Source organism: Tenacibaculum insulae, from assembly GCF_964512435.1.
GTDB classification, from domain to species: domain Bacteria; phylum Bacteroidota; class Bacteroidia; order Flavobacteriales; family Flavobacteriaceae; genus Polaribacter; species Polaribacter insulae_A.
In genome coordinates, this window is the sequence record NZ_OZ208512.1 from 501169 (window position 1) to 523689 (window position 22521).

Genomic DNA, 22521 nt, shown 5'->3' on the forward strand with positions numbered 1-22521 from the left:
TACAAATTGTATCGAGTTTTTTTTATTTAAAAATTACTTTATTATATTTTAAATGAAACGATTGGCAACTTACTGTGGTTGGCAATATCTTCAGAAATACTACCTTCAAAGAAATGTGAAATTCCTTTTCTACCATGTGTTGCTACAGCAATTATATCTGCATTACTTTTTTCAGCATAATATAAAACTCCTTTTTCTACTGTATAATCAGAAACCACCTTAACTTTTTCTATATTTTCAGCAGCTTCATTTACTGTTTTAAAGAATGTTTTCATTTCTTTTTCTAACTCTTCACTACTCTTAAAATCGTTAGTTGGCGTATTTACATACATCAACTCTAAATCGCATCCTAGTTTATCAAAAAACGATTTTGCCTTTAAATAAGGAGTCACATCTGCTTTTGTAAAATCACAAGCAAAAACAACTTTTTCTATCTTTTTAGTTAGTGGTTTTTCTTTAACAACTAATACAGGTAAATTTGCATAGCGAATTACTTTTTCGGTGTTAGAACCTATAAACATTTCTTGCAAACCGTTAGTTCCTTTAGAACCCATTACAATTAAATCAGCTTCTTCTTCTTTAGCCAATTCATCTAACTCGCTAAAAATTTTAAAATGCTTAATTATCGGAGTTACTTTTATGTCTGATAAATAATCTTTTTGTAAAAACTCGTTAAACTTTTTTTCTGCTAATTTTAAGTAAAAAAATGTTTCTTGCTGACTTGCGCTTTCTGATTGATTAATTATTGCATGAGAAAGCTCTAACATATGAACTACTTTTATTTCAGCATTATTTTGTTTTGCTAAAGCAGCTGCTGTTTGTAAAGCGTTTTCTGAATGGATTGAAAAATCTACAGGGACTATTATTTTTTTCATTTTTATGATTTTTTTCGGTTTAACTTCCACCCTAAAGTTACTAATTATTTTTCATTTTTAAGTATGATTTATATCATATAGTTAACTTAATGACAACCTTGTACTGGAGTTATTAAATTTGTAACTGGTGCTGGCGAAATGTATGGTATTCCTAATCCTAAACCTCTTAAAATAAATAAAATTCCAATTAAAACTACTACATACGGAATAAGTTGTTGAATTCTTTTTCGTACTAATCCGCTTGCAAAGTTTCCCACATAAACAATTACAGTCATTAAAGGTATGGTTCCTAAACCAAAAATAAACATATATAAACTTCCTGAAAATGCATTGGTTGTTGTTAAAGCTCCGAAAACTGCCATATATACCAATCCGCAAGGAAGAAATCCATTTAAAAATCCGAGGGTAAAAAAAGTGTCGTTTCCTTTCTTTTTAAGCTCTTTTCCTAAAGCTGATTTAACTTTCATCACCAATTTATTGATTGATTTTGAGAAATTATATTTTTGAAAAGTTTTAGGTAATAAAATTACAAGAATCATTAAAACACCTACTGCAATAGAGAGTTGTTGTTGAAATCCGAAGAAATAAAATCCTTTTCCTAAAAAACCAAACAATAAACCTATTAAACTATAGGTAAATAATCGACCAAAATGATAGCTTAAAATTTGAAGAAACTGCTTTACTTTATTGCTTCTATCAACAGGCAACATAAAAGCAATTGGTCCGCACATACCTATGCAGTGAAAACTACCTAATAAACCAAATATGAGTGCCGAAAGAAACATTAATAATTTAATTCTTTCTGATACAGATATTGCTTATTTTTGTAGTTCCAAGAAACAGTAATGTTCCAACGACCACCTAACAAACGTTTCTCAGGCACGAGCAAATATGTATTAGAAATTGAAATAGGTATTTCAAAATCTAATTGCTTATTAGATGGTCTATATAGGAACACTTTTCCTTTAATATCTTTAGGATTAAATTCTGATGGAAAATCAATTTTTAATCCTTCTGATGTTTTCTTTATTTTAATATTTTCTTTTAATTCTTTCGCGTTTTTAGTAGCATCAATACTCTTTTGATACTCTAATTCGTTTTGATAATATTTTTCTGATACCAAATCATGATTATAGCTTTTACCGGTACTCATTGATATAACCAAGTATAATATAAAGCTCATAAATGCAACGATTGCAATTACAATACCCGTGCCCCAATTTAGTTTCATTTTTTTATTTTTTATGTCTGGTTGAGCTCAGTCTAAACCTATTTTTATTTTTCAACAATATTATAAGTAACAAAATTATCGATAACTTCGTGGTCCTAAAAAGTTTGTTTTAGTGGTTTCTATTAATTTATCGCCACTATAAACACCTATTCGCAAGCTTACTTTTTCGTCTTCCATTTCAGATTGATGCATTTCTATAAACAATGTTCCTTCTGCTAATCCTTGCTTTGGTACTTCAAAATTATTACGTGTTACCGTTTTTATTTTTCCTTTATGAGATAGCAATTTATAGCTTACATCATCAATCTGCTTAGTTGTTTTGTTTATTACTTTATAGGTGTAAATATTACTAATTATATCGTTTTCTTTATGCTGATATAATTGCCCTGGCAACCTTAATATTGTTGCTTCTACATCGTTTCTTAAAAACAACATTCCTATTAAAACAGCTATTAAAATTCCTAAAACAGCAGTATATCCTTTCATTCTGGCCGTAAATTGAAAAGGTGTTTTCTTTTCAATATTTTCTTCACTTGCAAAACGAATTAATCCTTTTGGTAAACCAACGTTTTCCATCATATGATCACATTCATCAATACAGGCAGTACAATTTACACACTCTAATTGTGTTCCATTACGAATATCAATTCCAGTAGGACATACATTTACGCATTGAAAACAATCAATACAATCTCCTTTACCACTTGTTGCTCTATCTTCTTTTTTATTGAATTTAGCTCTTCCTTTTTCTCCTTCTCCACGTACGTGATCATAGGCAACGTTAATCGTTTTATTATCTAACAATACACCTTGCAACCTACCATAAGGGCAAGCTATAATACATACTTGTTCTCTAAACCAAGCAAAAATAAAATAGAAAACGGCTGTAAAAATTAATAACGAAATTAAGGTACTTGTATTATCAAACGGATTTCCTGTTATGTATTCTATAACGGTATCTCCGCCAATTAGGTAAGCTAAAAATATATTTGCTATAAAAAATGATATGATAAAAAATACAAACCATTTTAATAATCTCTTCTTTATTTTTTCGGCATTCCATGGTTGTTTATCTAAACGCATTTGTTTTCCACGATCACCATCAATCCAATATTCTATTTTTCTAAAAACCATTTCTAGAAATATTGTTTGCGGACAAATCCATCCGCAGAAAATACGTCCAAAAACAACTGTAAATAAAATAATAAACACTACACCAACAATCATTGAAACGACCAATAAATGAAAGTCTTGCGGCCAAAACGGGAATCCGAAAATATTAAATTTACGTTCTAAAACATTGAAAAGTAAAAACTGATTCCCATCAATTTTTATAAATGGTGCAGAGATTAAAAATAATAGTAAAAAATAACTAACGTAAGATCTGTATTTATAAAATCTTCCACTCGGTTTTTTAGGATACACCCAAGCACGCTTACCTTCTTCATTGATAGTACCAATACTGTCTCTAAATTGTTCGTTCTTGGGTGTTTCCATTATTAACTATTAAAAACTATTTTTTATAATTTATAAAACTATTCTCCGCTATACAATTCTCCTTCAGCTGGCTTAGGATTTGCAGGTGTAGTACCTTGCAAAGACAAAATATAACTTGCCACTTTTTGTACGTCTTTTGGTTTTAATGTTTTTCCCCAAGCTACCATACCTTTACCATCTCTACCACCATTTGTAATGGTTGTAAATACGTTTTTAATACCGCCGCCTAAAATCCAATGTTTATCGGTTAAATTTGGTCCAATACCACCACCACCATCACCAATATGACAGGCGGCACAGTTTAAGTTATACACTGCTTTACCTCTTTTTAAATCGCTTTCAGATGTTAAAACGGTTACCGTTTCTGCATCTATAATTGCTACTTTTGAGGTTGATTTATATGCTGCTAATTCTTTTTTTGCTAATGCTACAGATTGTGCATACTCCATTTCTTGAGTATCTCCATCTAAAACTTCAAATCGTACTAAATATACTACTGCAAAAATTATTGTTGCGTAAAACATATACACCCACCATGGCGGTAAATTATTATCTAATTCTTTAATTCCGTCATAATTATGATCTAAAATAATTTCTTCTTCCTGTTCAATTGCTTTAGTGTCTGTCCACTTTTTAATTAACTTTCTAGCCCAAGCCCATTGATCTATTTCATCAGGATTTATTCCTGCTTTTGCCATTTCAGCTTCTTCAACCTTTTTAACTCCAGTAATGGTAAGCACTTCTTTTGCTATAATTACCAAGCCAAAAGCTATAATACCAATCCATACTATTGGATTTTCTAAAAAACTATACGGATTTGCATACGAACTAATTGCTTTTGCCAATGCAAATGGTGTTAAAAACGTAAACAAAAATGATATTACAGATTGAACTCTTGTATAATTTTTAGGCATTAACTCATTTGCCTTATGTACAACAGTATTTGATAATGCTTCTTTTAAAAACACTACTAAACCAAAACCGATAGTTATATACCAAACTATTGGATTTTCTAAAAAATTAAAAGGCTCTTGATATGCTTTAAATGCCGCTGCTAAAATAAATGGCATTGAAAAAACAAAAAGAAAAGATACTATTGATTGAATATATTTTTTCATAATAACTTATTTTAATCGTTTAAAGGTAAATTACTTACCTTATTTATATATTCTTTTTTGGCTGTAAACACCCACCAAAATAAGATCATAAAAAAGGTAAAGAATATTGTTAATGAAATCATCGGATATATTTCTATACCTGTGATACTCTCCATGTGATTTTTTACGAATTTTAACATGAGTTTTAGTTTTTAGCACTTAATTGTTTTTGAACATCTTTTACTTTAATATCTGTACCTAATCTTTGTAGGTAAGAAATTAACGCTACGATTTCTCTATCTTTCATTTCTATAAACTCTTGCCCGTTATCTTCAGCATATTTTTTGTCTGATGCATAACTTTTAGCAAAATCAGGATCTTGATGTAAGTTTTCTTGAATTTTAGCTCCTTGCGCATCCATGTTCGCTTGTGCATTTTCAATCTCTTCATCAGAATAAGGAACTCCTAAAGTTACCATCGTTCTCATTTTACTTTCAGTACTGCTTTTATCTAACCTGCTTTTTATTAACCATTGATATGCCGGCATTATAGAACCTGGTGAGGTACTTTGCGGATCATACATATGGTTTAAGTGCCAACTATCAGAATACTTACTTCCAACTCTGTGTAAATCTGGCCCTGTACGTTTAGATCCCCATAAAAATGGATGATCGTACACAAACTCTCCTGCTTTAGAGTATTCTCCATAGCGCTCTACCTCACTTCTAAATGGTCGTACCATTTGCGAGTGACATCCAACACATCCTTCTCTAATATAAATATCTCGTCCTTCTAATTCTAAAGGAGAATATGGTTTTACGCTTGATATTGTTGGGATGTTAGATTTTACTAACAATGTTGGTACAATTTGAATTACACCACCTATTAAAATTGCTACAGTTGCGTAAATTGTTAATTTTATTGGTTTTCTTTCTAACCAAGTATGCCAACCTTCTCCTTTTGTTCTATGTTTAGAAACTTTTGTTAATGGTGCTGCTTCTGCTAAATCATCGGTAACATCGCTACCTGCTTTTACAGTTCTTATCATGTTATACAACATTACAAATGCCCCTACAATAAACATACTACCACCTATGGCACGCATCCAATACATTGGTATAATTTCGTTTACTGTTTCTAAAAAGTTACCGTAAGCTAAGGTTCCGTCTGGATTAAATTGTTTCCACATTGATGCTTGTACAAAACCTGCAACATACATTGGTAATGCATACATGATGATACCTAATGTACCTATCCAAAAATGGAAATTTGCTAACGCTGTAGAATATAATTTTGTTCTAAATAATTTTGGTACCATCCAATAAATCATCCCGAAGGTAAAAAAACCGTTCCAAGCTAATGCTCCAACATGTACGTGAGCAATAATCCAATCACTAAAGTGAGCAATTGCATTTACATTTTTTAAGGATAACATTGGCCCCTTCAAAAGTTGCCATACCATAACCTGTAATTGCAACAACCATAAATTTTAAAACAGGATCGGTACGAACTTTATCCCAAGCTCCACGAAGTGTTAAAAGTCCGTTTATCATACCACCCCAAGACGGAGCTAATAACATAATTGAAAATGCTACTCCTAAATTTTGCGCCCAAGTTGGTAATGCTGTATATAATAAATGGTGTGGTCCTGCCCAGATGTAAATAAAAATTAACGACCAGAAATGCACAATTGACAATCGATATGAATATACAGGACGATTTGCTGCCTTTGGCACGAAATAATACATTAATCCTAAAAACGGAGTTGTTAAGAAAAATGCTACGGCGTTATGCCCATACCACCATTGTACTAAGGCATCTTGCACACCTGCATAAACAGAATATGACTTTAAGAAACCTACTGGCAATGCTAAACTATTAAAAATATGTAATACTGCAACGGTTACAAAAGTTCCTAAATAAAACCAAATTGCTACATATAAGTGACGTTGTCTTCTTTGAAGAATTGTCCAAATCATATTGGCTCCAAAAGCAACCCAAACTAATGCAATTGCAATATCAATAGGCCATTCTAACTCAGCATATTCTTTAGAACTAGTATATCCTAAAGGAAGTGTAATTGCGGCTGCAACAATAATTAATTGCCATCCCCAAAAATTAAAATTACTTAAAAAATCACTCGCCATACGTGCTTTTAGTAATCGCTGTAACGAGTAATAAACTCCTGCATAAATTGCGTTTCCTACAAAAGCAAAAATTACGGCATTGGTGTGTAACGGACGTAAACGACCAAAACTTAACCACGAAATTCCGTCTGTAATATTTGGGAATAAAAACATTAATGCCAATAATAAACCTACCGAGAAACCTACGATTCCCCAAAGTAGTGTGGCGTAAATGAATTTTTTTACGATTTTATTATCGTAATAAAATTGTTGCATTTCCATAATTTAGTTGAATTTAATAATTTATAGTTAGTTAGTTTTATTTATGATTTTTTTTCTTTTACTAATTCGTCATCAAAAAGCATACGAACAGATGGCGTGTACGAATCATCGTACTGACCATTTTTTACCGAAACGATAAATGCTATAAAAAAAATTAATGCCACTAAAATGCTTAGTGTAAGTAGTAAGTAAATAACGCTCATATCTTGCCTGATAATACGAATACAAATTTAGTTTCACTCGTTTTTTTAAAACATGACATATGTCATATTTTGTGTTTTTTTTTAACAAATGTTTAAAGTTAAATATTTTTTTTGAATTATATAGTCATTGAAAACAATTTTGTTTCTGGTTTATTTTTGTGCAAACGTTTATCAAAAGCCATACAAATATTTCGTACATAAGGTCTTGCGTTTTCTGGAACAGTTAACGTTTTACCTTTTATGGTAAGTAACCCGTCTGCTTCCATTTCTTGTAACTTATCTAAATGAATCGCTATATCTTCTACTTGTAAATGCGCAGCATCCCACGAAGTGGAAAAATGGCACATAATATTTAAAATATGCTTTCGGATAATTAAATCTTCTTCGGATAAAATATGCCCTCTAAAAACCGGAATTTCTCCTTCGCCTACTATTTTTTGATACTCTTTTACTGTTTTTACATTTTGTGCAAATCCGTACCAAGAATCGGATATTGCCGACATTCCCAAACCAATCATTAATTGTGTTTTATTGGCGGTATAGCCCATAAAATTACGATGCAATGTTTTTTCTTGAGTGGCTTTATATAATGTATCTGTTTTTAACGCAAAATGATCCATTCCTATTTCTACATAACCTAATTCTGCAAATAATTCTTTACCTATTTCGTACAGTTCTCTTTTCTCTTCGTTTTTAGGTAAATCTTGCTCATTAAATCCGCGTTGGCCTACTCCTTTTACCCACGGAACGTGTGCATAACTGTAAAATGAAATTCTATCGGGTTGTAACTCTTTGGTTTTATTAATAGTATGAATTACATTTTCTTTGGTTTGAAAAGGCAATCCGAAAATTAAATCGTGACTGATAGAAGTATATCCTATTTCTCTTGCCCAACGTGTTGCTCTTTCTACATTTTCAAAAGGCTGTACTCTATGAATTGCAACTTGTACTTTATGATTGTAATCTTGTACACCATAACTTACACGGGTAAAACCTACATCAAACAACGTTTGCAACTGCTCTTTAGTCGTGTTATTTGGATGTCCTTCAAAACTAAATTCATGATTTTCATGCTTTTTTGCGTTGATAAACAATCCGTCAATTAACTTTTTAAGTTGTTCTTTCGAAAAAAAAGTTGGAGTACCGCCACCTAAATGAATCTCTTTTATAATTGGCGTTTCATCAACCAAATTGGTATATAAATTCCACTCTTTTAAAACCGTATCAATATAATCTTCTTCTACTTCGTGTCTTTTTGTAATATGTTTATGACAGGCACAAAATGTACATAAACTTTCGCAAAAAGGTAAATGTATATACACACTAATACCTTCAGTAGAATTACTTTCTATAAAGGATTCTTTAAAGGTTTTTAGCCATTTTTCTTTACTAAATGTTTCGTTTTCCCAATACGGAACCGTTGGATAACTCGTATATCTTGGCCCTGGAATATTATATTTTTGTATGAGTGAATTTTTCATTTTCTTTCTATTTTAAGCTAATTCTAAAGCAATTTCAATCATTTCTTTAAAGGTTTGTTCTCTTTCATCAGATGTGGTACGTTCTCCCGTAACCAAACTATCAGAAATAGTTAAAATTGACAAGGCATTTACTTTGTGTTTTGCCGCAACAGTGTACAATCCGTTTGTTTCCATTTCTACACATAAAACCCCATAATTTGCCCATTTTTTATAACTTTCAAACTCATCGGCATAAAATTCATCTGAACTTAAAATGTTTCCTGCTTTTAACGGAATATTTTTTCTATCAGCAATTTCAAGTGCTTTTTTAAACAGTTTAAAACTTGCGGTAGGTGCAAAATCGGCTCCGTTAAAACGGATGGTATTTAATCCTGAATTGGTAGATGCTGACATGGCAATAACAATGTCTCTAATTTCAACTTCTTTTTGATAAGAACCAGCAGAACCTACTCGTATTAAATTTTTAACACCGTATTCGTTTATCAATTCATGAGTATAAATTAAGGTTGATGGAATTCCCATTCCTGTTCCTTGTACCGATATTTTTTTTCCTTGATAAGTTCCTGTAAATCCTAACATTCCTCGAACATCATTATAACAAATCGGGTTTTCTAAAAAAGTTTCGGCAATCCATTTTGCACGCATCGGATCTCCTGGTAATAAAACTGTTTCTGCTATTTCTCCTTTTTTGGCTCCTATATGTACACTCATTTTTTATCTTTTTAATACGTTATTTCTTATTTATTTCAGTAGTAAATAATTTATAAAATCAAATTAACGAAAGTCTAAAATTAATATTTATTTTTATCTGAAACACCTTTTGTTACTAACGAAACACCTGAAGATGTTCCCAAACGAGTTACACCCATTTTAATATATTTTTCGGCAGTTTCTTTATCTCTAACTCCGCCAGCTGCTTTTATTTGCGCGTTTTCTTTTACAATGTTTTTCATTAACTGAACATCCTCAAAAGTTGCTCCGCCTGTACCGAAACCTGTAGAAGTTTTTACAAAATCGGCACCTGCATTTACAGCTAATTGTGAGGCCGTTTTTATTTGTGCTTCGGATAAATAACAGTTTTCAAAAATTACTTTTAGTACGTTATTACCAATTGCTTTTTTTATCAAACGAATTTCGTTTTCTACATAATCATTTTCGCCGTCTAATAATTTACCTACATTGATAACCATATCAATTTCTGATGCTCCTTTTTCAATACAATTTTCAGCTTCAAAAACTTTTGCTTCAGTAGTCATTGCGCCTAACGGAAAACCAATTACAGCCGCTATATGTACATTGGTATTTTGTAATTCTTGTTTTGCCAACTCAACATAACTACCGTTAACGCAAACTGCATAAAAATGATATTGTTTTGCTTCGTTACACAGTTTTACTATTTCATTTTTTGTTGCGGTAGCTTTTAATAATGTATGATCTATATATTTATTTATTTCCATCTTTTTAAACGCTTTTTACTCTTTTTAAAGTATCTGATTTCGATAATGTTAATCGAACAATACTTTCTTCAACAGCTATTAAATTATGTACTATTTGTGGTTTTAATGAAATTAAATCTCCTTCTTTTAGCAATTGTTTTTCATCTTCTAATCCAAAATCAATACATCCTTTTATAACCTGAACAATAATTGCAAACGGAGCTTGGTGATCTTCCATTACTTGTCCTTTTTTAAACACAATACGTATTTCTTTCGAAAAATCAGTATCTAATAATAAAGACACTGCTGGTTTGTGTTCGCTAAATTTTATATCTTCTAAAAACGAGGCTACTTTCATAATTTTTTATTTTATTTTTTTTCCTAATAAATTTGTTGCAACTGTGGTAAATATTACGATACTAATAGAACTTAAAGGCATTAAAATTGCCGCTATTACTGGTTTTAACTGACCTGTTGTTGCAAAATACAGTCCAATTAAATTATAACATAAAGACAGTATAAAACTATATTTAATTATTTTAATTGCTTTTTTTGATGCTTTAATATAACTTGCTATTTGATTAAATTTTGATGCTTCTAAAATAGCATCGCAAGCTGGCGAAAACACATTTATATTTTCTGACAAGGCAATACCTACATTACTTTGTGCCAAAGCGCCTGCATCATTTAAACCATCACCAATCATAATTACATTTTCATTTTTAGCTTGTAATTTTTCTACATACACCAGTTTATCTTCTGGCTTTTGATTGAATAAAAATGAGGTGTTTTTTGGTAATAATTTTTCTAAATATTTTTTTTCTCCTTCATTATCTCCAGAAACAACCGCTAAATTATAAGTTGATTTTAATGTAGAAAACAATTTTTCTACTCCGTTTCGGTAAGCATTTTTAAATACGTATTTTCCTTTATATTCATCGTTAATACTTACATGTACCGAAGTATCTAAATTAACTTGTTCACTTACATTTTTAACAAAAGATGATGACCCTACTTTTATTTTTGTTTGCTCATGTTTAGCTTCAATGCCTTTTCCTGTATGTTCTTTAAAATCGTTAACCAAAACCATCTCTTCATTTAAAGAGCCATATAACATTCTGCTTAACGGGTGATTAGATGCTCTTAAAGAACTTTTTAAAATTGACTTTTCTTCGGATGATAAGTTGCTTCCCTCGTAATTTATTTGGTTTTCTTTACTCGTTGTTAAAGTTCCGGTTTTATCAAAAATTACAGTATCAATTGCAGCCAATTGTTCTAGCACAGTAGCGTTTTTTAGGTAAAATTTCTTTTTTCCTAAAATACGCAGCATATTTCCTAAAGTAAACGGAGCCGCTAAGGCAATGGCACACGGGCACGCAATAATTAATACCGCTGTAAATACATTTAAGGCTTTGTTTGCATCAAAATACAACCAAAAAGCAGTTGCAATAAAGGCTATTACTAAAATAGTGATGGTAAAATGTTGACTAATTTTATCAGTTAAAGTTTTAAAAGAAGAGTTTTTATCTTTTTTAAACACATCATTACTCCATAATTGAGTTAAATAACTTTGCGAAACTGACGTTAAAACTTCCATTTCTATAACTCCAGATAATTGTTTACCACCTGCAAATAATTTATCTCCCGATTTTTTTGATACCGGAACCGCTTCTCCCGTAACAAAACTATAATCTATTTTTGCTTTTCCATTAATTAAAATTCCATCAACAGGTATTAGTTCTTGATTTCTAATTAATAACCGATCGCCTTTTTCGATATCATAAATCTGTACATTTTCTTCTTTTCCTTCGGATGTTATTTTAGTAACCGCTATTGGAAAATACGATTTATAATCGCGTTCAAAAGACAAGAAATTATAAGTTTTTTGCTGAAAAAACTTTCCCAATAACAAAAAGAAAACCAAGCCAGTTAACGAATCGAAAAATCCGGTTCCGAGATCAAAAATAATTTCAGCAGAACTTCTTATAAATAACACCAAAATTCCTAATGCAATAGGAACATCAATATTTAAAATTCTAGATCGCAATCCTTTATATGCGGATGTAAAATAATCCTGCGCAGCATAAAAAACTACTGGTAATGAAAACACAAACATTAACCAACGAAAAATTCCTTTGTACTGTTCTAACCAAAATTCTGAAACTTCAAAATATTCAGGAAATGACAAAAACATAACGTTACCAAAAGCAAAACCTGCAATTCCTAATTTATAAATTAAACTACGATCTACTTTCTTTTTACCAACCTCATAATCTTCTAAACTAATATAAGGTTCGTAACCTATTGAGCTTAATAATAACACTATTTCTTTTAACGAAATAAGATCAGCATTAAAGGTAATTCGTACTGTTTTTTTAGGAAAATTAACTTGTGAGGAACTAATGTTTTTTTGCAGTTTATATAAATTCTCTAACACCCAAATACACGAACTACAATGTATATGTGGTATATATAGGTTTATAACTTGCATGTTACCGTCGTTAAATTCTAACAATTTATCAACGATAGTTGTGTTATCAAGAAAATCGTATTTCCCTTGAATTTCTTTTGGTATTGCTCCTGGATTGTTTTGAAAATCGTAGTAACAAGTTAAATCATTTTCTGAAAAAATTTCAAAAACTGTTTTACAACCATTACAACAAAAAAATTTCTCTTTTATAGTAATGTTTTTGGTATCACATTCGTTACCACAATGAAAACATAGTGTGTTTTCCATATTTACTCTTTTGCCTATCACAAATATCTTATATGAACGCTTATTAAAACATGATATTTATCACGTTTTTATTATCTTTGAACTCCACTAACCAAACGCTGCCATGAGTAAATGTGAACAATGTATTATTCGTCAATTTAATTCTTTAAAATCACTCACAAAAGATGAATTGGTTAGAATTGCTGGTTGTAAAACATCTAAGATAGTAAAAAAAGGAGAAGTTTTATTTGAAGAAGGCGAACATATAAATGGTGTTTTTTGTATTAAAGATGGTATTTGTAAGGTGTCTAAAATGAGTGATAATGGTAGAGATCAAATTGTTAACTTAGTAAGAAAAGGTGATATACTTGGTGAGCGTAGTTTAATAAATGATGAAAGTTCTAATTTAAAAGCTATTGCTGTAAATGAAATGCACGTTTGTTTTATCCCTAAAGAAGAAATTGTTAGAGATTTAGAAAACAATCCAAAATTTACGATGGATATTCTTAAAAGTATGGCAACTTCTTTAAAAACTGCTGATAATTTTATTGTTGATATGGCTCAAAAAACTGTTAAACAGCGTTTAGCAGCTACTTTGTTAGGTCTTGAAAGTAAGTTTGCTAAAAACGAAAATGGCGCGTTAGATATTCATTTATCTCGCGAAGATATTGCTAATATTATTGGTACTGCTACCGAATCGGCAATTCGTTTATTATCTGAATTTAAAAAGAAAAAAATAATCGATTTAAAAGGAAAAGAAGTTTTTATTCTTAATTCTCAAGCTTTAAAAGATATCTCTACTGGATTTTAAATCCAATATTTTATAAAATAAAAAAAACGTCTTTAGTAGACGTTTTTTTTTATTTTTAAGCTTCACCTGTGGTGCCTCCAAAATTCATCGGAATTGGTACTTGCTCGTAATCTTTAATTTCACCGTGCGCTTGTTCAAATTTTCGAACATTTTCAGCTAATGCTTTAGTTAATCTTTTAGCATGTTGTGGTGTTAAAATAATTCTCGATTTTACTTTTGCCTTTGGTACACCTGGCATAATGTTAATAAAATCAACAATAAATTCTGATACTGAATGATTAATAATTGCTAAGTTACTATAAGTACCTTCTGCAACATCTTGATCTAATTCAATATTTAATTGTGGGTCTTTATTTTCTTCCATAATAAAATTAAAAAAAAAGGCCTCTAAAATTTAGAGGCCTTCATATTAAAAATTATAAACTTTTTTCCATTTCATCTCTAGGCCCTACGATTTGGTTATCGTAAGATCTCATTCCTGTACCTGCTGGTATACGTTTACCAACAATTACATTTTCTTTTAATCCTTCTAAGGTATCAATTTTACCGTTTACTGCGGCTTCATTTAATACTTTAGTCGTTTCCTGGAATGACGCTGCTGATATAAATGATTTCGTTTGTAACGAAGCTCTTGTAATACCTTGTAATACTTGTTCAGCTGTTGCTGGCTTAGCATCACGAGCGGCTACTAAATTTTTATCTGCTCTACGTAAAATTGAGTTTTCATCTCTTAATTGACGAGCTGAAACAATTTGTCCTGGTTGTAAGTTTTCAGAATCTCCTGCGTCTTCAACAACTTTCATTCCGTAAATAGCATCATTGTCTTTGATAAAGTCATTTTTATGAATTAATTGATTCTCTAAGAATAATGTATCTCCTGAATCAATAATTCTAACTTTACGCATCATTTGACGTACTACTACCTCGAAGTGCTTATCGTTAATTTTTACACCTTGTAAACGATAAACTTCTTGAATTTCGTTTACTAAGTATTCTTGTACCGCTGAAGGTCCTTTGATATTTAAAATATCTATCGGAGTAGTTGCTCCGTCAGATAATGGCATACCTGCTTTAATAAAATCGTTTTCTTGAACTAAAATCTGGTTTGATAATTTTACTAAATATTTAGTAATTTCTCCTGTTTTAGATTCAATAATAATTTCACGATTACCACGCTTAATTTTACCAAAAGATACCACACCATCAATCTGTGCAATTACTGCTGGATTAGATGGGTTACGTGCTTCAAATAATTCTGTTACACGTGGTAAACCTCCTGTAATATCACCTGCTTTACCAGATTTACGAGGAATTTTAACTAAAGTATGTCCTGATTCAACTTTATCACCATCACTAACCATTAAGTGAGCTCCTACTGGCAAACTATACGAACGTAAAGCGTTACCATCAGCATCTTCAATAATTAATGAAGCAATGATTTTTTTGTTTTTAGAATCGATCATTACTTTTTCTTGGAAACCTGTTTGCTCATCAATTTCAACAGTATAATTAATACCCTGCTCTAAATTGTCAAACTTAACTTTACCACCGAATTCTGATACGATAACTCCGTTAAATGGATCCCATTGACATACTGCATCTCCTTTTTTAATCGTTTTCATATCTTTATTAAAGATAATTGAACCGTAAGGAATAATATTAGTACTTAATACAATATCAGTTTTCTTGTCAATAATTTTGATTTCCGCTGTACGTGAAATAACGATTTCAACTTCTTTACCGTCGCTATCTTTACCTACTACAGTACGTAAATCTTCAATCTTAACTTTACCATCAAATTTTGCAATTAACTTATTCTCTTCAGAAATGTTTCCTGCAACCCCACCAACGTGGAATGTACGTAATGTTAACTGTGTACCAGGCTCTCCAATAGATTGTGCTGCAATTACACCAACTGCTTCACCTCTTTGAACTTTTTTACCTGTTGATAATGATTGACCGTAACATTTTTCGCAAATACCTCTTTGAGATTCACATGTTAATGCTGAACGAACTTCAACTTTATCAATACCTGCTGCTTGAATTGCATCAGCTAAACTATTTGTAATTAACTCTCCTGAAGCTACTAAAAGATCATCAGTATTTGGTACATATACATTATGTAATGAAGTACGACCAGAAATACGATCACTTAAAGATTCAACAATTTCGTCGTTTTTCTTTAATGGAGAAACCTCTAATCCTCTTAAAGTACCACAATCTACTTCGTTTACAATTACATCTTGAGATACATCTACTAAACGACGTGTTAAATAACCTGCATCGGCTGTTTTTAATGCGGTATCGGCTAATCCTTTACGAGCACCGTGTGTTGAGATAAAGTATTCAAGAATTGATAATCCTTCCTTAAAGTTAGAAAGAATTGGATTCTCAATAATTTCTCCACCACCTGCAGTTGATTTTTTAGGTTTTGCCATTAATCCACGCATACCTGTTAACTGACGAATCTGTTCTTTCGATCCACGTGCTCCAGAATCTAACATCATAAATACTGAGTTAAATCCTTGTTGGTCTTCACGTAAACGTTTCATAGATAATTCTGTTAATCTATTATTTGTAGATCCCCAAACATCAATTACTTGGTTATAACGTTCTTTTTGTGTTAACATACCCATGTTGTAGTTTCCTACAATTGCATCAACTTCTTTATTAGCTTCAGCAATCATGGTGTGTTTTTCTTCTGGAATAATGATATCTCCTAATGAGAATGATAAACCTCCTTCAAAGGCATATCTATATCCCATATTTTTAATTTCATCTAAGAAACTTCCTACAGAAGGAATATCAGTAACTTTTAAAATTCCACCAATAATTCCTCTTAATGATTTTTTAGTTAAAACCTCATTAATATAACCTGCAGCTTTAGGTACTTTTTCGTTAAATAAAACTCTACCAACTGTTGTTGCTATAATTTTAGTAACTGCTTGCCCGTCTTCAACATCGTGTGTACGAACTTTAATACCTGCATTTAAGTCTACTCTTTCTTCATTTAAGGCAATAATTACCTCTTCTGGAGAATAGAAAGTTAATCCTTCACCTTTAATAGGCACTTCTGGGGTTGACTTTCTTTCTTTTGTCATATAGTAAAGACCTAATACCATATCCTGAGATGGTACCGTAATCGGTGCTCCATTTGCAGGGTTTAAGATATTATGAGAACCTAACATTAAAAGCTGTGCTTCTAAAATAGCTTCTGGTCCTAATGGTAAGTGAACCGCCATTTGATCTCCATCAAAATCGGCATTAAAGGCAGAACAAGCAAGTGGATGTAATCTAATTGCTTTTCCTTCAATTAATTTTGGTTGAAATGCTTGAATACCTAAACGGTGTAACGTAGGGGCACGGTTTAATAAAACTGGATGTCCTTTAATTACGTTTTCTAAAATATCCCAAACAACTGGTTCTTTTCTGTCTATAATTTTCTTTGCAGATTTTACAGTCTTAACAATACCTCTTTCAATCAACTTACGGATTACGAAAGGTTTGTATAATTCTGCTGCCATATCTTTTGGCAATCCACATTCAGATAATTTTAACTCTGGTCCAACAACAATTACCGAACGTGCAGAATAATCAACACGCTTACCTAATAAGTTTTGACGGAAACGACCTTGTTTACCTTTTAAACTATCAGATAATGATTTTAACGGACGGTTAGATTCTGTTTTTACTGCTGATGATTTACGTGTGTTATCAAATAATGAATCTACTGATTCTTGTAACATACGCTTTTCGTTACGTAAAATAACTTCAGGTGCTTTAATTTCCATTAATCGCTTTAAACGATTGTTACGGATAATTACACGACGATATAAATCATTTAAATCTGAAGTAGCAAAACGACCACCATCTAATGGTACTAACGGACGTAATTCTGGTGGTATAACTGGTACCGCCTTCATAATCATCCATTCTGGATTGTTTTCTCTATTTTTTTGAGAATCTCTAAAAGCTTCCACAACATTTAAACGCTTTAATGCTTCGTTTTTACGTTGTTTAGAAGTTTCTGTATTTGCTTTGTGACGTAATTCAAAAGATAAAGAATCTAAATCAATTCTTTCTAATAAATCAATTAAACACTCTGCTCCCATTTTAGCAATAAACTTGTTCGGGTCAGAATCGTCTAAATATTGGTTATCTTGTGGTAGTTCGTCAGCAATATCTAAGTATTCTTCTTCAGTTAAGAAATCCATTTTTTGTAATGGTTCTCCTTCTGCAGTTTTAGCAATACCTGGCTGAATTACTACGTAACGTTCGTAGTAAATAATCATATCTAACTTTTTAGATGGTAACCCTAAAAGGTATCCCATTTTGTTAGGTAACGATCTAAAATACCAAATATGAGCTACTGGTACTACTAAATTAATGTGACCTACTCTGTCTCTACGTACTTTTTTCTCAGTAACTTCAACACCACATCGATCACAAATAATTCCTTTATAACGGATTCGTTTGTATTTACCACACGCACATTCATAATCCTTTACAGGACCAAAAATACGCTCACAAAATAAACCATCTCTTTCTGGTTTATGTGTACGGTAATTAATAGTTTCTGGCTTTAAAACTTCACCTCTTGATGCCTCTAAAATAGACTCTGGTGATGCTAAACCAATTGAAATTTTGTTAAACTTTTTAACAGTGTATTTTTCGTTCTTTCTTGCCATAATAAGTAATGGATTCGAATTAAAAATTTGCCTCTAATGAGACGTATATTTAAAATGATTTATCAGTAGATAACTTTTAAATTATCTACTGATATTTCACTGTTTATTATTCCTCTAATTTAACGTCTAATCCTAAACCTTTCAGTTCGTGCATTAATACATTAAATGATTCTGGTAAACCAGGTTCTGGCATAGTTTCACCTTTTACGATTGCTTCGTAAGTTTTGGCTCTTCCTAATACATCATCAGATTTTACAGTTAAGATTTCTCTTAAGATACTTGATGCACCATATGCTTCAAGTGCCCAAACTTCCATCTCTCCAAAACGCTGACCTCCAAACTGAGCTTTACCTCCTAATGGCTGTTGTGTAATTAATGAATAAGGTCCAATAGAACGCGCGTGCATTTTATCTTCAATCATGTGACCTAACTTAATCATATAAATTATACCTACCGTTGCTGGCTGATCAAAACGTTTTCCTGTACCTCCATCATATAAATAGGTATGTCCGTAACGTGGAATTCCTGCTTCATCTGTTAAGGCATTAATCTCGTTAATGTTTGCTCCATCAAAAATTGGTGTTGCATATTTTTGATCTAATTTTTGACCTGCCCATCCAAGAACAGTTTCATAAATCTGACCAATATTCATACGAGATGGTACCCCTAATGGATTTAATACGATATCTACAGGTGTTCCGTCTTCTAAGAAAGGCATATCTTCTTGACGTACAATACGTGCAACAATACCTTTATTTCCGTGACGTCCTGCCATCTTATCACCTACTTTTAATTTACGTTTTTTAGCAACATAAATTTTAGCAAGTTTTAAGATTCCAGCTGGTAATTCATCACCTACAGAAATTGTAAACTTTTCACGACGTAACGATCCTTGTAAATCGTTTACTTTAATTTTATAGTTGTGTACTAATTCTACAACTAATCTATTTAAGTCTTTATCGGTAGTCCAAGTTCCGTGTAAGTGTGTAAAATCACCTACTGAGTTTAACATTTTTTGAGTGAATTTCTTACCTTTTGGTAATACTTCTTCACCTAAATCATTAAATACTCCTTGAGAAGTTTTTCCTGTAATTAAATTGAATAATTTTTCAATTAATATATCTTTTAATCCTTCGAATTTAGATACATAAGATGCTTCTAACGCAGCGATTGCTTCTTTATCACGAGCACGCTTTGTTTTATCTTTTAAAGCACGTTTGAATAATTTTTTATTAATTACCACACCTCTTAATGATGGAGAAGCTTTTAATGATGCGTCTTTAACATCACCTGCTTTATCACCAAAAATGGCACGTAATAACTTTTCTTCTGGAGTTGGATCAGATTCTCCTTTTGGTGTAATTTTACCAATTAGGATATCACCAGGATTTACTTCTGCTCCAATACGAATCATTCCGTTTTCATCTAAGTCTTTAGTAGCCTCTTCAGAAACATTTGGAATATCGTTTGTTAATTCTTCTGCTCCTAATTTTGTATCACGAACATCTAATGAATATTCATCGATATGTATAGAAGTAAAGATATCTTCACGAACAACTTTTTCAGAAATTACAATTGCATCCTCAAAGTTATACCCTTTCCAAGGCATAAAGGCTACTTTCATATTTCTACCCAAAGCTAATTCTCCTTTTTGTGTTGCATAACCTTCACAAAGTACTTGACCTTCTTCAACTCTATCGCCAACTTTTACAATTGGTTTAAGGTTGATGTTTGTACCTTGATTGGTTTTTCTAAACTTAATTAAGTTGTATGAAATATCATCTGAATCAAAACTTACTAAACGTTCTTCTTCTGTTCTATCATACTTAATTTTAATTTTATTCGCATCAACATACTCAACAACACCAGCTCCTTCAGCATTGATTAAAATACGAGAGTCTTTTGCTACTCTACGTTCTAAACCTGTACCTACAATTGGAGACTCTGGACGTAATAATGGAACTGCTTGACGCATCATGTTCGATCCCATTAATGCACGGTTGGCATCATCATGTTCTAAGAAAGGAATTAACGATGCTGATATCGATGCAATCTGGTTAGGAGCAACATCCATATAATCAATTTCAGTTGGTGTTACTACTGGGAAATCCCCACCTTCACGTGAAATTAATTTTTCGCCAACAAAGCTTCCATCTGCATCAACCTCTAAATTAGATTGTGCAAATTTCATTCCTTCTTCTTCCTCTGCACTTAAATAAATGTGTTCTTTTTTAGCATCTACGTTTCCTTCTGTAACTTTTACATAAGGAGTTTCGATAAATCCTAAGTTATTTACTTTGGCAAATACTGATAAAGAAGAAATTAATCCAATATTCGGTCCCTCAGGAGTTTCAATAGGACATAATCTTCCATAGTGAGTATAGTGAACATCACGCACCTCAAATCCTGCTCTTTCTCTAGATAAACCTCCAGGTCCTAAAGCGGATAAACGACGTTTGTGTGTAATCTCAGCTAATGGATTGGTTTGATCCATAAATTGAGATAATTGGTTGGTACCAAAGAATGAGTTAATAACTGAAGATAAGGTCTTCGCATTAATTAAATCAATCGGAGTAAATACTTCGTTATCACGTACATTCATTCTTTCACGAATTGTACGCGCCATACGAGCTAAACCAACACCAAATTGTCCTGCTAATTGCTCACCTACTGTTCTAACACGACGGTTAGATAAGTGATCGATATCATCTACTTCTGCTTTCGAATTAATTAACTCGATTAAGTATTTGATAATCGTAATAATATCTGTTTTCGTTAATACTTTTTGGTCTATATCTTCATTAAGACCAAGTTTAGTATTCATTCTAAAACGCCCTACTTCACCTAAGCTGTAGCGCTGCTCTGAGAAGAATAATTTTTCAATAATTCCTCTTGCAGTTTCCTCATCTGGCGGTTCAGCATTACGTAATTGTCTATAAACATGTTCTACTGCTTCTTTTTCAGAATTGGTAGGATCTTTTTGTAATGTATTGTGAATGATTGCATAATCTGCCATGTCATTATCTACCTTATGTAATAAGATAGTTTTAGCTCCTGCATCAATTATTTCATCAATATGTTCTTTTTCTATGATTGTATCACGATCAAAAACTATTTCGTTACGCTCAATAGATACTACTTCCCCAGTATCTTCATCAACGAAATCTTCATGCCAAGTTTTTAAAACTCTAGCCGCTAGTTTACGCCCTAATACTTTTTTTAATCCAGCTTTAGAAACTTTTACTTCTTCTGCTAAATCAAAAATTTCTAATATATCTTTATCTCTTTCAAAACCTATGGCTCTGAATAACGTAGTTACTGGTAATTTTTTCTTTCTATCAATATAAGCATACATTACTTGATTGATATCAGTTGCAAATTCTATCCAAGATCCTTTAAAAGGAATTACTCTTGCAGAGTATAACTTGGTTCCATTTGCGTGGAAAGATTGTCCAAAGAAAACACCTGGTGAACGGTGTAACTGAGAAACTACAACTCTTTCTGCTCCATTAATAATGAAAGTTCCTGAGTTGGTCATATATGGTATAGTACCTAAATATACGTCTTGAACAATAGTTTCGAAATCTTCGTGTTCAGGATCTGTACAATAAAGCTTTAATCTTGCTTTTAAAGGTACACTATGTGTTAATCCTCTTTCAATACATTCTTGAATGCTGTACCTTGGTGGATCTACAAAGTAGTCTAAAAATTCTAATACAAATTGATTACGTGTATCTGTAATCGGAAAGTTATCCATGAAAGTTTTGTACAAACCTTCTTCACCTCGCTCATCTGCCTTAGTTTGCAATTGGAAAAAGTCTTGGAATGACTTTACCTGAATATCTAGAAAGTCTGGATAATCGGTACCTAATTGCGATGATGCGAAGTTAATTCTTTCAGTAGTGTTTATCGTTGCCAAAAGAGATGCTATTTTTAAATTAAAAATATTATTTTTTGAAACTTTTTCGTTTCAATAATGCAATTTTAATTGCTTTGCTGACTTAAAATCAGCGCTTTATAGTCGTGTTATTACAATTTTAAAAACTGTAATAAAATAAAGAACGAATATATACACAAA

General features: G+C 31.7%; 16 protein-coding genes and 1 pseudogene. 1 reads left to right on the top strand and 16 read right to left on the bottom strand.

The annotated features are described in order from the left end of the window. Nucleotides 1-41: 41 nt before the first annotated feature. The 13 genes and pseudogenes from ACN5J5_RS02245 to ACN5J5_RS02305 all read right to left on the bottom strand — a co-directional run bounded on the left by ACN5J5_RS02245 (nucleotide 42) and on the right by ACN5J5_RS02305 (nucleotide 12965). Nucleotides 42-875 (bottom strand): universal stress protein, encoded by an 834-nt coding sequence (locus tag ACN5J5_RS02245; RefSeq protein WP_418645727.1) that lies wholly within the window; start codon nucleotides 873-875, stop codon nucleotides 42-44. Nucleotides 876-961: 86 nt separating this feature from the next. Next, complete coding sequence (locus ACN5J5_RS02250; protein ID WP_418645728.1) at nucleotides 962-1660, bottom strand: sulfite exporter TauE/SafE family protein; 699 nt, start codon at nucleotides 1658-1660, stop codon at nucleotides 962-964. Further along, on the bottom strand, nucleotides 1660-2106 hold the full coding sequence (locus tag ACN5J5_RS02255; RefSeq protein ID WP_418645729.1) for a FixH family protein: 447 nt from the start codon (nucleotides 2104-2106) through the stop codon (nucleotides 1660-1662). Before ACN5J5_RS02255 ends, ACN5J5_RS02250 begins: the two co-directional genes overlap by 1 nt. 75 nt (nucleotides 2107-2181) lie before the next feature. Further along, the gene (gene ccoG / locus ACN5J5_RS02260; RefSeq protein ID WP_418645730.1) at nucleotides 2182-3603 is read right to left on the bottom strand and encodes a cytochrome c oxidase accessory protein CcoG; all 1422 of its coding nucleotides are present in this window, start codon (nucleotides 3601-3603) and stop codon (nucleotides 2182-2184) included. Nucleotides 3604-3641: 38 nt separating this feature from the next. Next, entirely contained in the window at nucleotides 3642-4721 is a 1080-nt protein-coding gene (locus ACN5J5_RS02265; RefSeq protein WP_418645731.1) for a cbb3-type cytochrome c oxidase N-terminal domain-containing protein, read from the bottom strand. Nucleotides 4722-4732: 11 nt separating this feature from the next. Beyond that, nucleotides 4733-4900 carry a CcoQ/FixQ family Cbb3-type cytochrome c oxidase assembly chaperone gene (locus ACN5J5_RS02270; RefSeq protein WP_418645732.1) on the bottom strand — a complete coding sequence of 56 codons (168 nt, stop codon included), beginning with the start codon at nucleotides 4898-4900 and terminating at the stop codon, nucleotides 4733-4735. A 5-nt stretch (nucleotides 4901-4905) separates the two neighbouring features. Beyond that, a pseudogene (gene ccoN, locus ACN5J5_RS02275) lies at nucleotides 4906-7108 on the bottom strand (cytochrome-c oxidase, cbb3-type subunit I). 41 nt (nucleotides 7109-7149) lie between these two features. Next, nucleotides 7150-7311 (bottom strand): cbb3-type cytochrome oxidase assembly protein CcoS, encoded by a 162-nt coding sequence (ccoS, locus tag ACN5J5_RS02280; RefSeq protein WP_418645733.1) that lies wholly within the window; start codon nucleotides 7309-7311, stop codon nucleotides 7150-7152. Between the two features lie 116 nt (nucleotides 7312-7427). Next, nucleotides 7428-8792 carry an oxygen-independent coproporphyrinogen III oxidase gene (gene hemN, locus ACN5J5_RS02285; protein WP_418645734.1) on the bottom strand — a complete coding sequence of 455 codons (1365 nt, stop codon included), beginning with the start codon at nucleotides 8790-8792 and terminating at the stop codon, nucleotides 7428-7430. Nucleotides 8793-8804: 12 nt separating this feature from the next. After that, a complete protein-coding gene (gene deoD, locus ACN5J5_RS02290) occupies nucleotides 8805-9503 on the bottom strand; it encodes a purine-nucleoside phosphorylase (protein ID WP_418645735.1) in 699 nt (232 codons plus the stop codon). 80 nt (nucleotides 9504-9583) lie between these two features. After that, nucleotides 9584-10249 (bottom strand): deoxyribose-phosphate aldolase, encoded by a 666-nt coding sequence (deoC, locus tag ACN5J5_RS02295; protein ID WP_418645736.1) that lies wholly within the window; start codon nucleotides 10247-10249, stop codon nucleotides 9584-9586. Nucleotides 10250-10253: 4 nt separating this feature from the next. Continuing rightward, nucleotides 10254-10586 carry an AraC family ligand binding domain-containing protein gene (locus ACN5J5_RS02300; RefSeq protein ID WP_418645737.1) on the bottom strand — a complete coding sequence of 111 codons (333 nt, stop codon included), beginning with the start codon at nucleotides 10584-10586 and terminating at the stop codon, nucleotides 10254-10256. Between the two features lie 6 nt (nucleotides 10587-10592). Further along, nucleotides 10593-12965, bottom strand: coding sequence for a heavy metal translocating P-type ATPase (locus tag ACN5J5_RS02305; protein ID WP_418645738.1), 2373 nt, complete (start codon nucleotides 12963-12965; stop codon nucleotides 10593-10595). A gap of 103 nt (nucleotides 12966-13068) precedes the next feature. On the opposite strand from ACN5J5_RS02305, the gene ACN5J5_RS02310 reads away from it, so the two are divergent. After that, entirely contained in the window at nucleotides 13069-13755 is a 687-nt protein-coding gene (locus tag ACN5J5_RS02310; protein WP_418645739.1) for a Crp/Fnr family transcriptional regulator, read from the top strand. A 55-nt stretch (nucleotides 13756-13810) separates the two neighbouring features. Here ACN5J5_RS02310 and ACN5J5_RS02315 read toward each other — a convergent pair whose 3' ends face one another. The 3 genes from ACN5J5_RS02315 to rpoB all read right to left on the bottom strand — a co-directional run bounded on the left by ACN5J5_RS02315 (nucleotide 13811) and on the right by rpoB (nucleotide 22362). After that, a complete protein-coding gene (locus tag ACN5J5_RS02315; protein ID WP_218773112.1) occupies nucleotides 13811-14119 on the bottom strand; it encodes a DUF3467 domain-containing protein in 309 nt (102 codons plus the stop codon). Between the two features lie 52 nt (nucleotides 14120-14171). Continuing rightward, nucleotides 14172-18443, bottom strand: coding sequence for a DNA-directed RNA polymerase subunit beta' (gene rpoC / locus ACN5J5_RS02320; RefSeq protein WP_418645740.1), 4272 nt, complete (start codon nucleotides 18441-18443; stop codon nucleotides 14172-14174). 106 nt (nucleotides 18444-18549) lie between these two features. Beyond that, nucleotides 18550-22362 carry a DNA-directed RNA polymerase subunit beta gene (gene rpoB, locus ACN5J5_RS02325; protein ID WP_068704501.1) on the bottom strand — a complete coding sequence of 1271 codons (3813 nt, stop codon included), beginning with the start codon at nucleotides 22360-22362 and terminating at the stop codon, nucleotides 18550-18552. Between the last annotated feature and the right edge of the window lie 159 nt (nucleotides 22363-22521).

Bases quoted from the DNA above. Each gene is read 5' to 3' on its own strand.
- ACN5J5_RS02245 (WP_418645727.1), bottom strand. From the start codon at position 875: ATGAAAAAAATAATAGTCCCTGTAGATTTTTCAATCCATTCAGAAAAC.
- ACN5J5_RS02250 (WP_418645728.1), bottom strand. From the start codon at position 1,660: ATGTTTCTTTCGGCACTCATATTTGGTTTATTAGGTAGTTTTCACTGC.
- ACN5J5_RS02255 (WP_418645729.1), bottom strand. From the start codon at position 2,106: ATGAAACTAAATTGGGGCACGGGTATTGTAATTGCAATCGTTGCATTT.
- ccoG (WP_418645730.1), bottom strand. From the start codon at position 3,603: ATGGAAACACCCAAGAACGAACAATTTAGAGACAGTATTGGTACTATC.
- ACN5J5_RS02265 (WP_418645731.1), bottom strand. From the start codon at position 4,721: ATGAAAAAATATATTCAATCAATAGTATCTTTTCTTTTTGTTTTTTCA.
- ACN5J5_RS02270 (WP_418645732.1), bottom strand. From the start codon at position 4,900: ATGTTAAAATTCGTAAAAAATCACATGGAGAGTATCACAGGTATAGAA.
- ccoS (WP_418645733.1), bottom strand. From the start codon at position 7,311: ATGAGCGTTATTTACTTACTACTTACACTAAGCATTTTAGTGGCATTA.
- hemN (WP_418645734.1), bottom strand. From the start codon at position 8,792: ATGAAAAATTCACTCATACAAAAATATAATATTCCAGGGCCAAGATAT.
- deoD (WP_418645735.1), bottom strand. From the start codon at position 9,503: ATGAGTGTACATATAGGAGCCAAAAAAGGAGAAATAGCAGAAACAGTT.
- deoC (WP_418645736.1), bottom strand. From the start codon at position 10,249: ATGGAAATAAATAAATATATAGATCATACATTATTAAAAGCTACCGCA.
- ACN5J5_RS02300 (WP_418645737.1), bottom strand. From the start codon at position 10,586: ATGAAAGTAGCCTCGTTTTTAGAAGATATAAAATTTAGCGAACACAAA.
- ACN5J5_RS02305 (WP_418645738.1), bottom strand. From the start codon at position 12,965: ATGGAAAACACACTATGTTTTCATTGTGGTAACGAATGTGATACCAAA.
- ACN5J5_RS02310 (WP_418645739.1), top strand. From the start codon at position 13,069: ATGAGTAAATGTGAACAATGTATTATTCGTCAATTTAATTCTTTAAAA.
- ACN5J5_RS02315 (WP_218773112.1), bottom strand. From the start codon at position 14,119: ATGGAAGAAAATAAAGACCCACAATTAAATATTGAATTAGATCAAGAT.
- rpoC (WP_418645740.1), bottom strand. From the start codon at position 18,443: ATGGCAAGAAAGAACGAAAAATACACTGTTAAAAAGTTTAACAAAATT.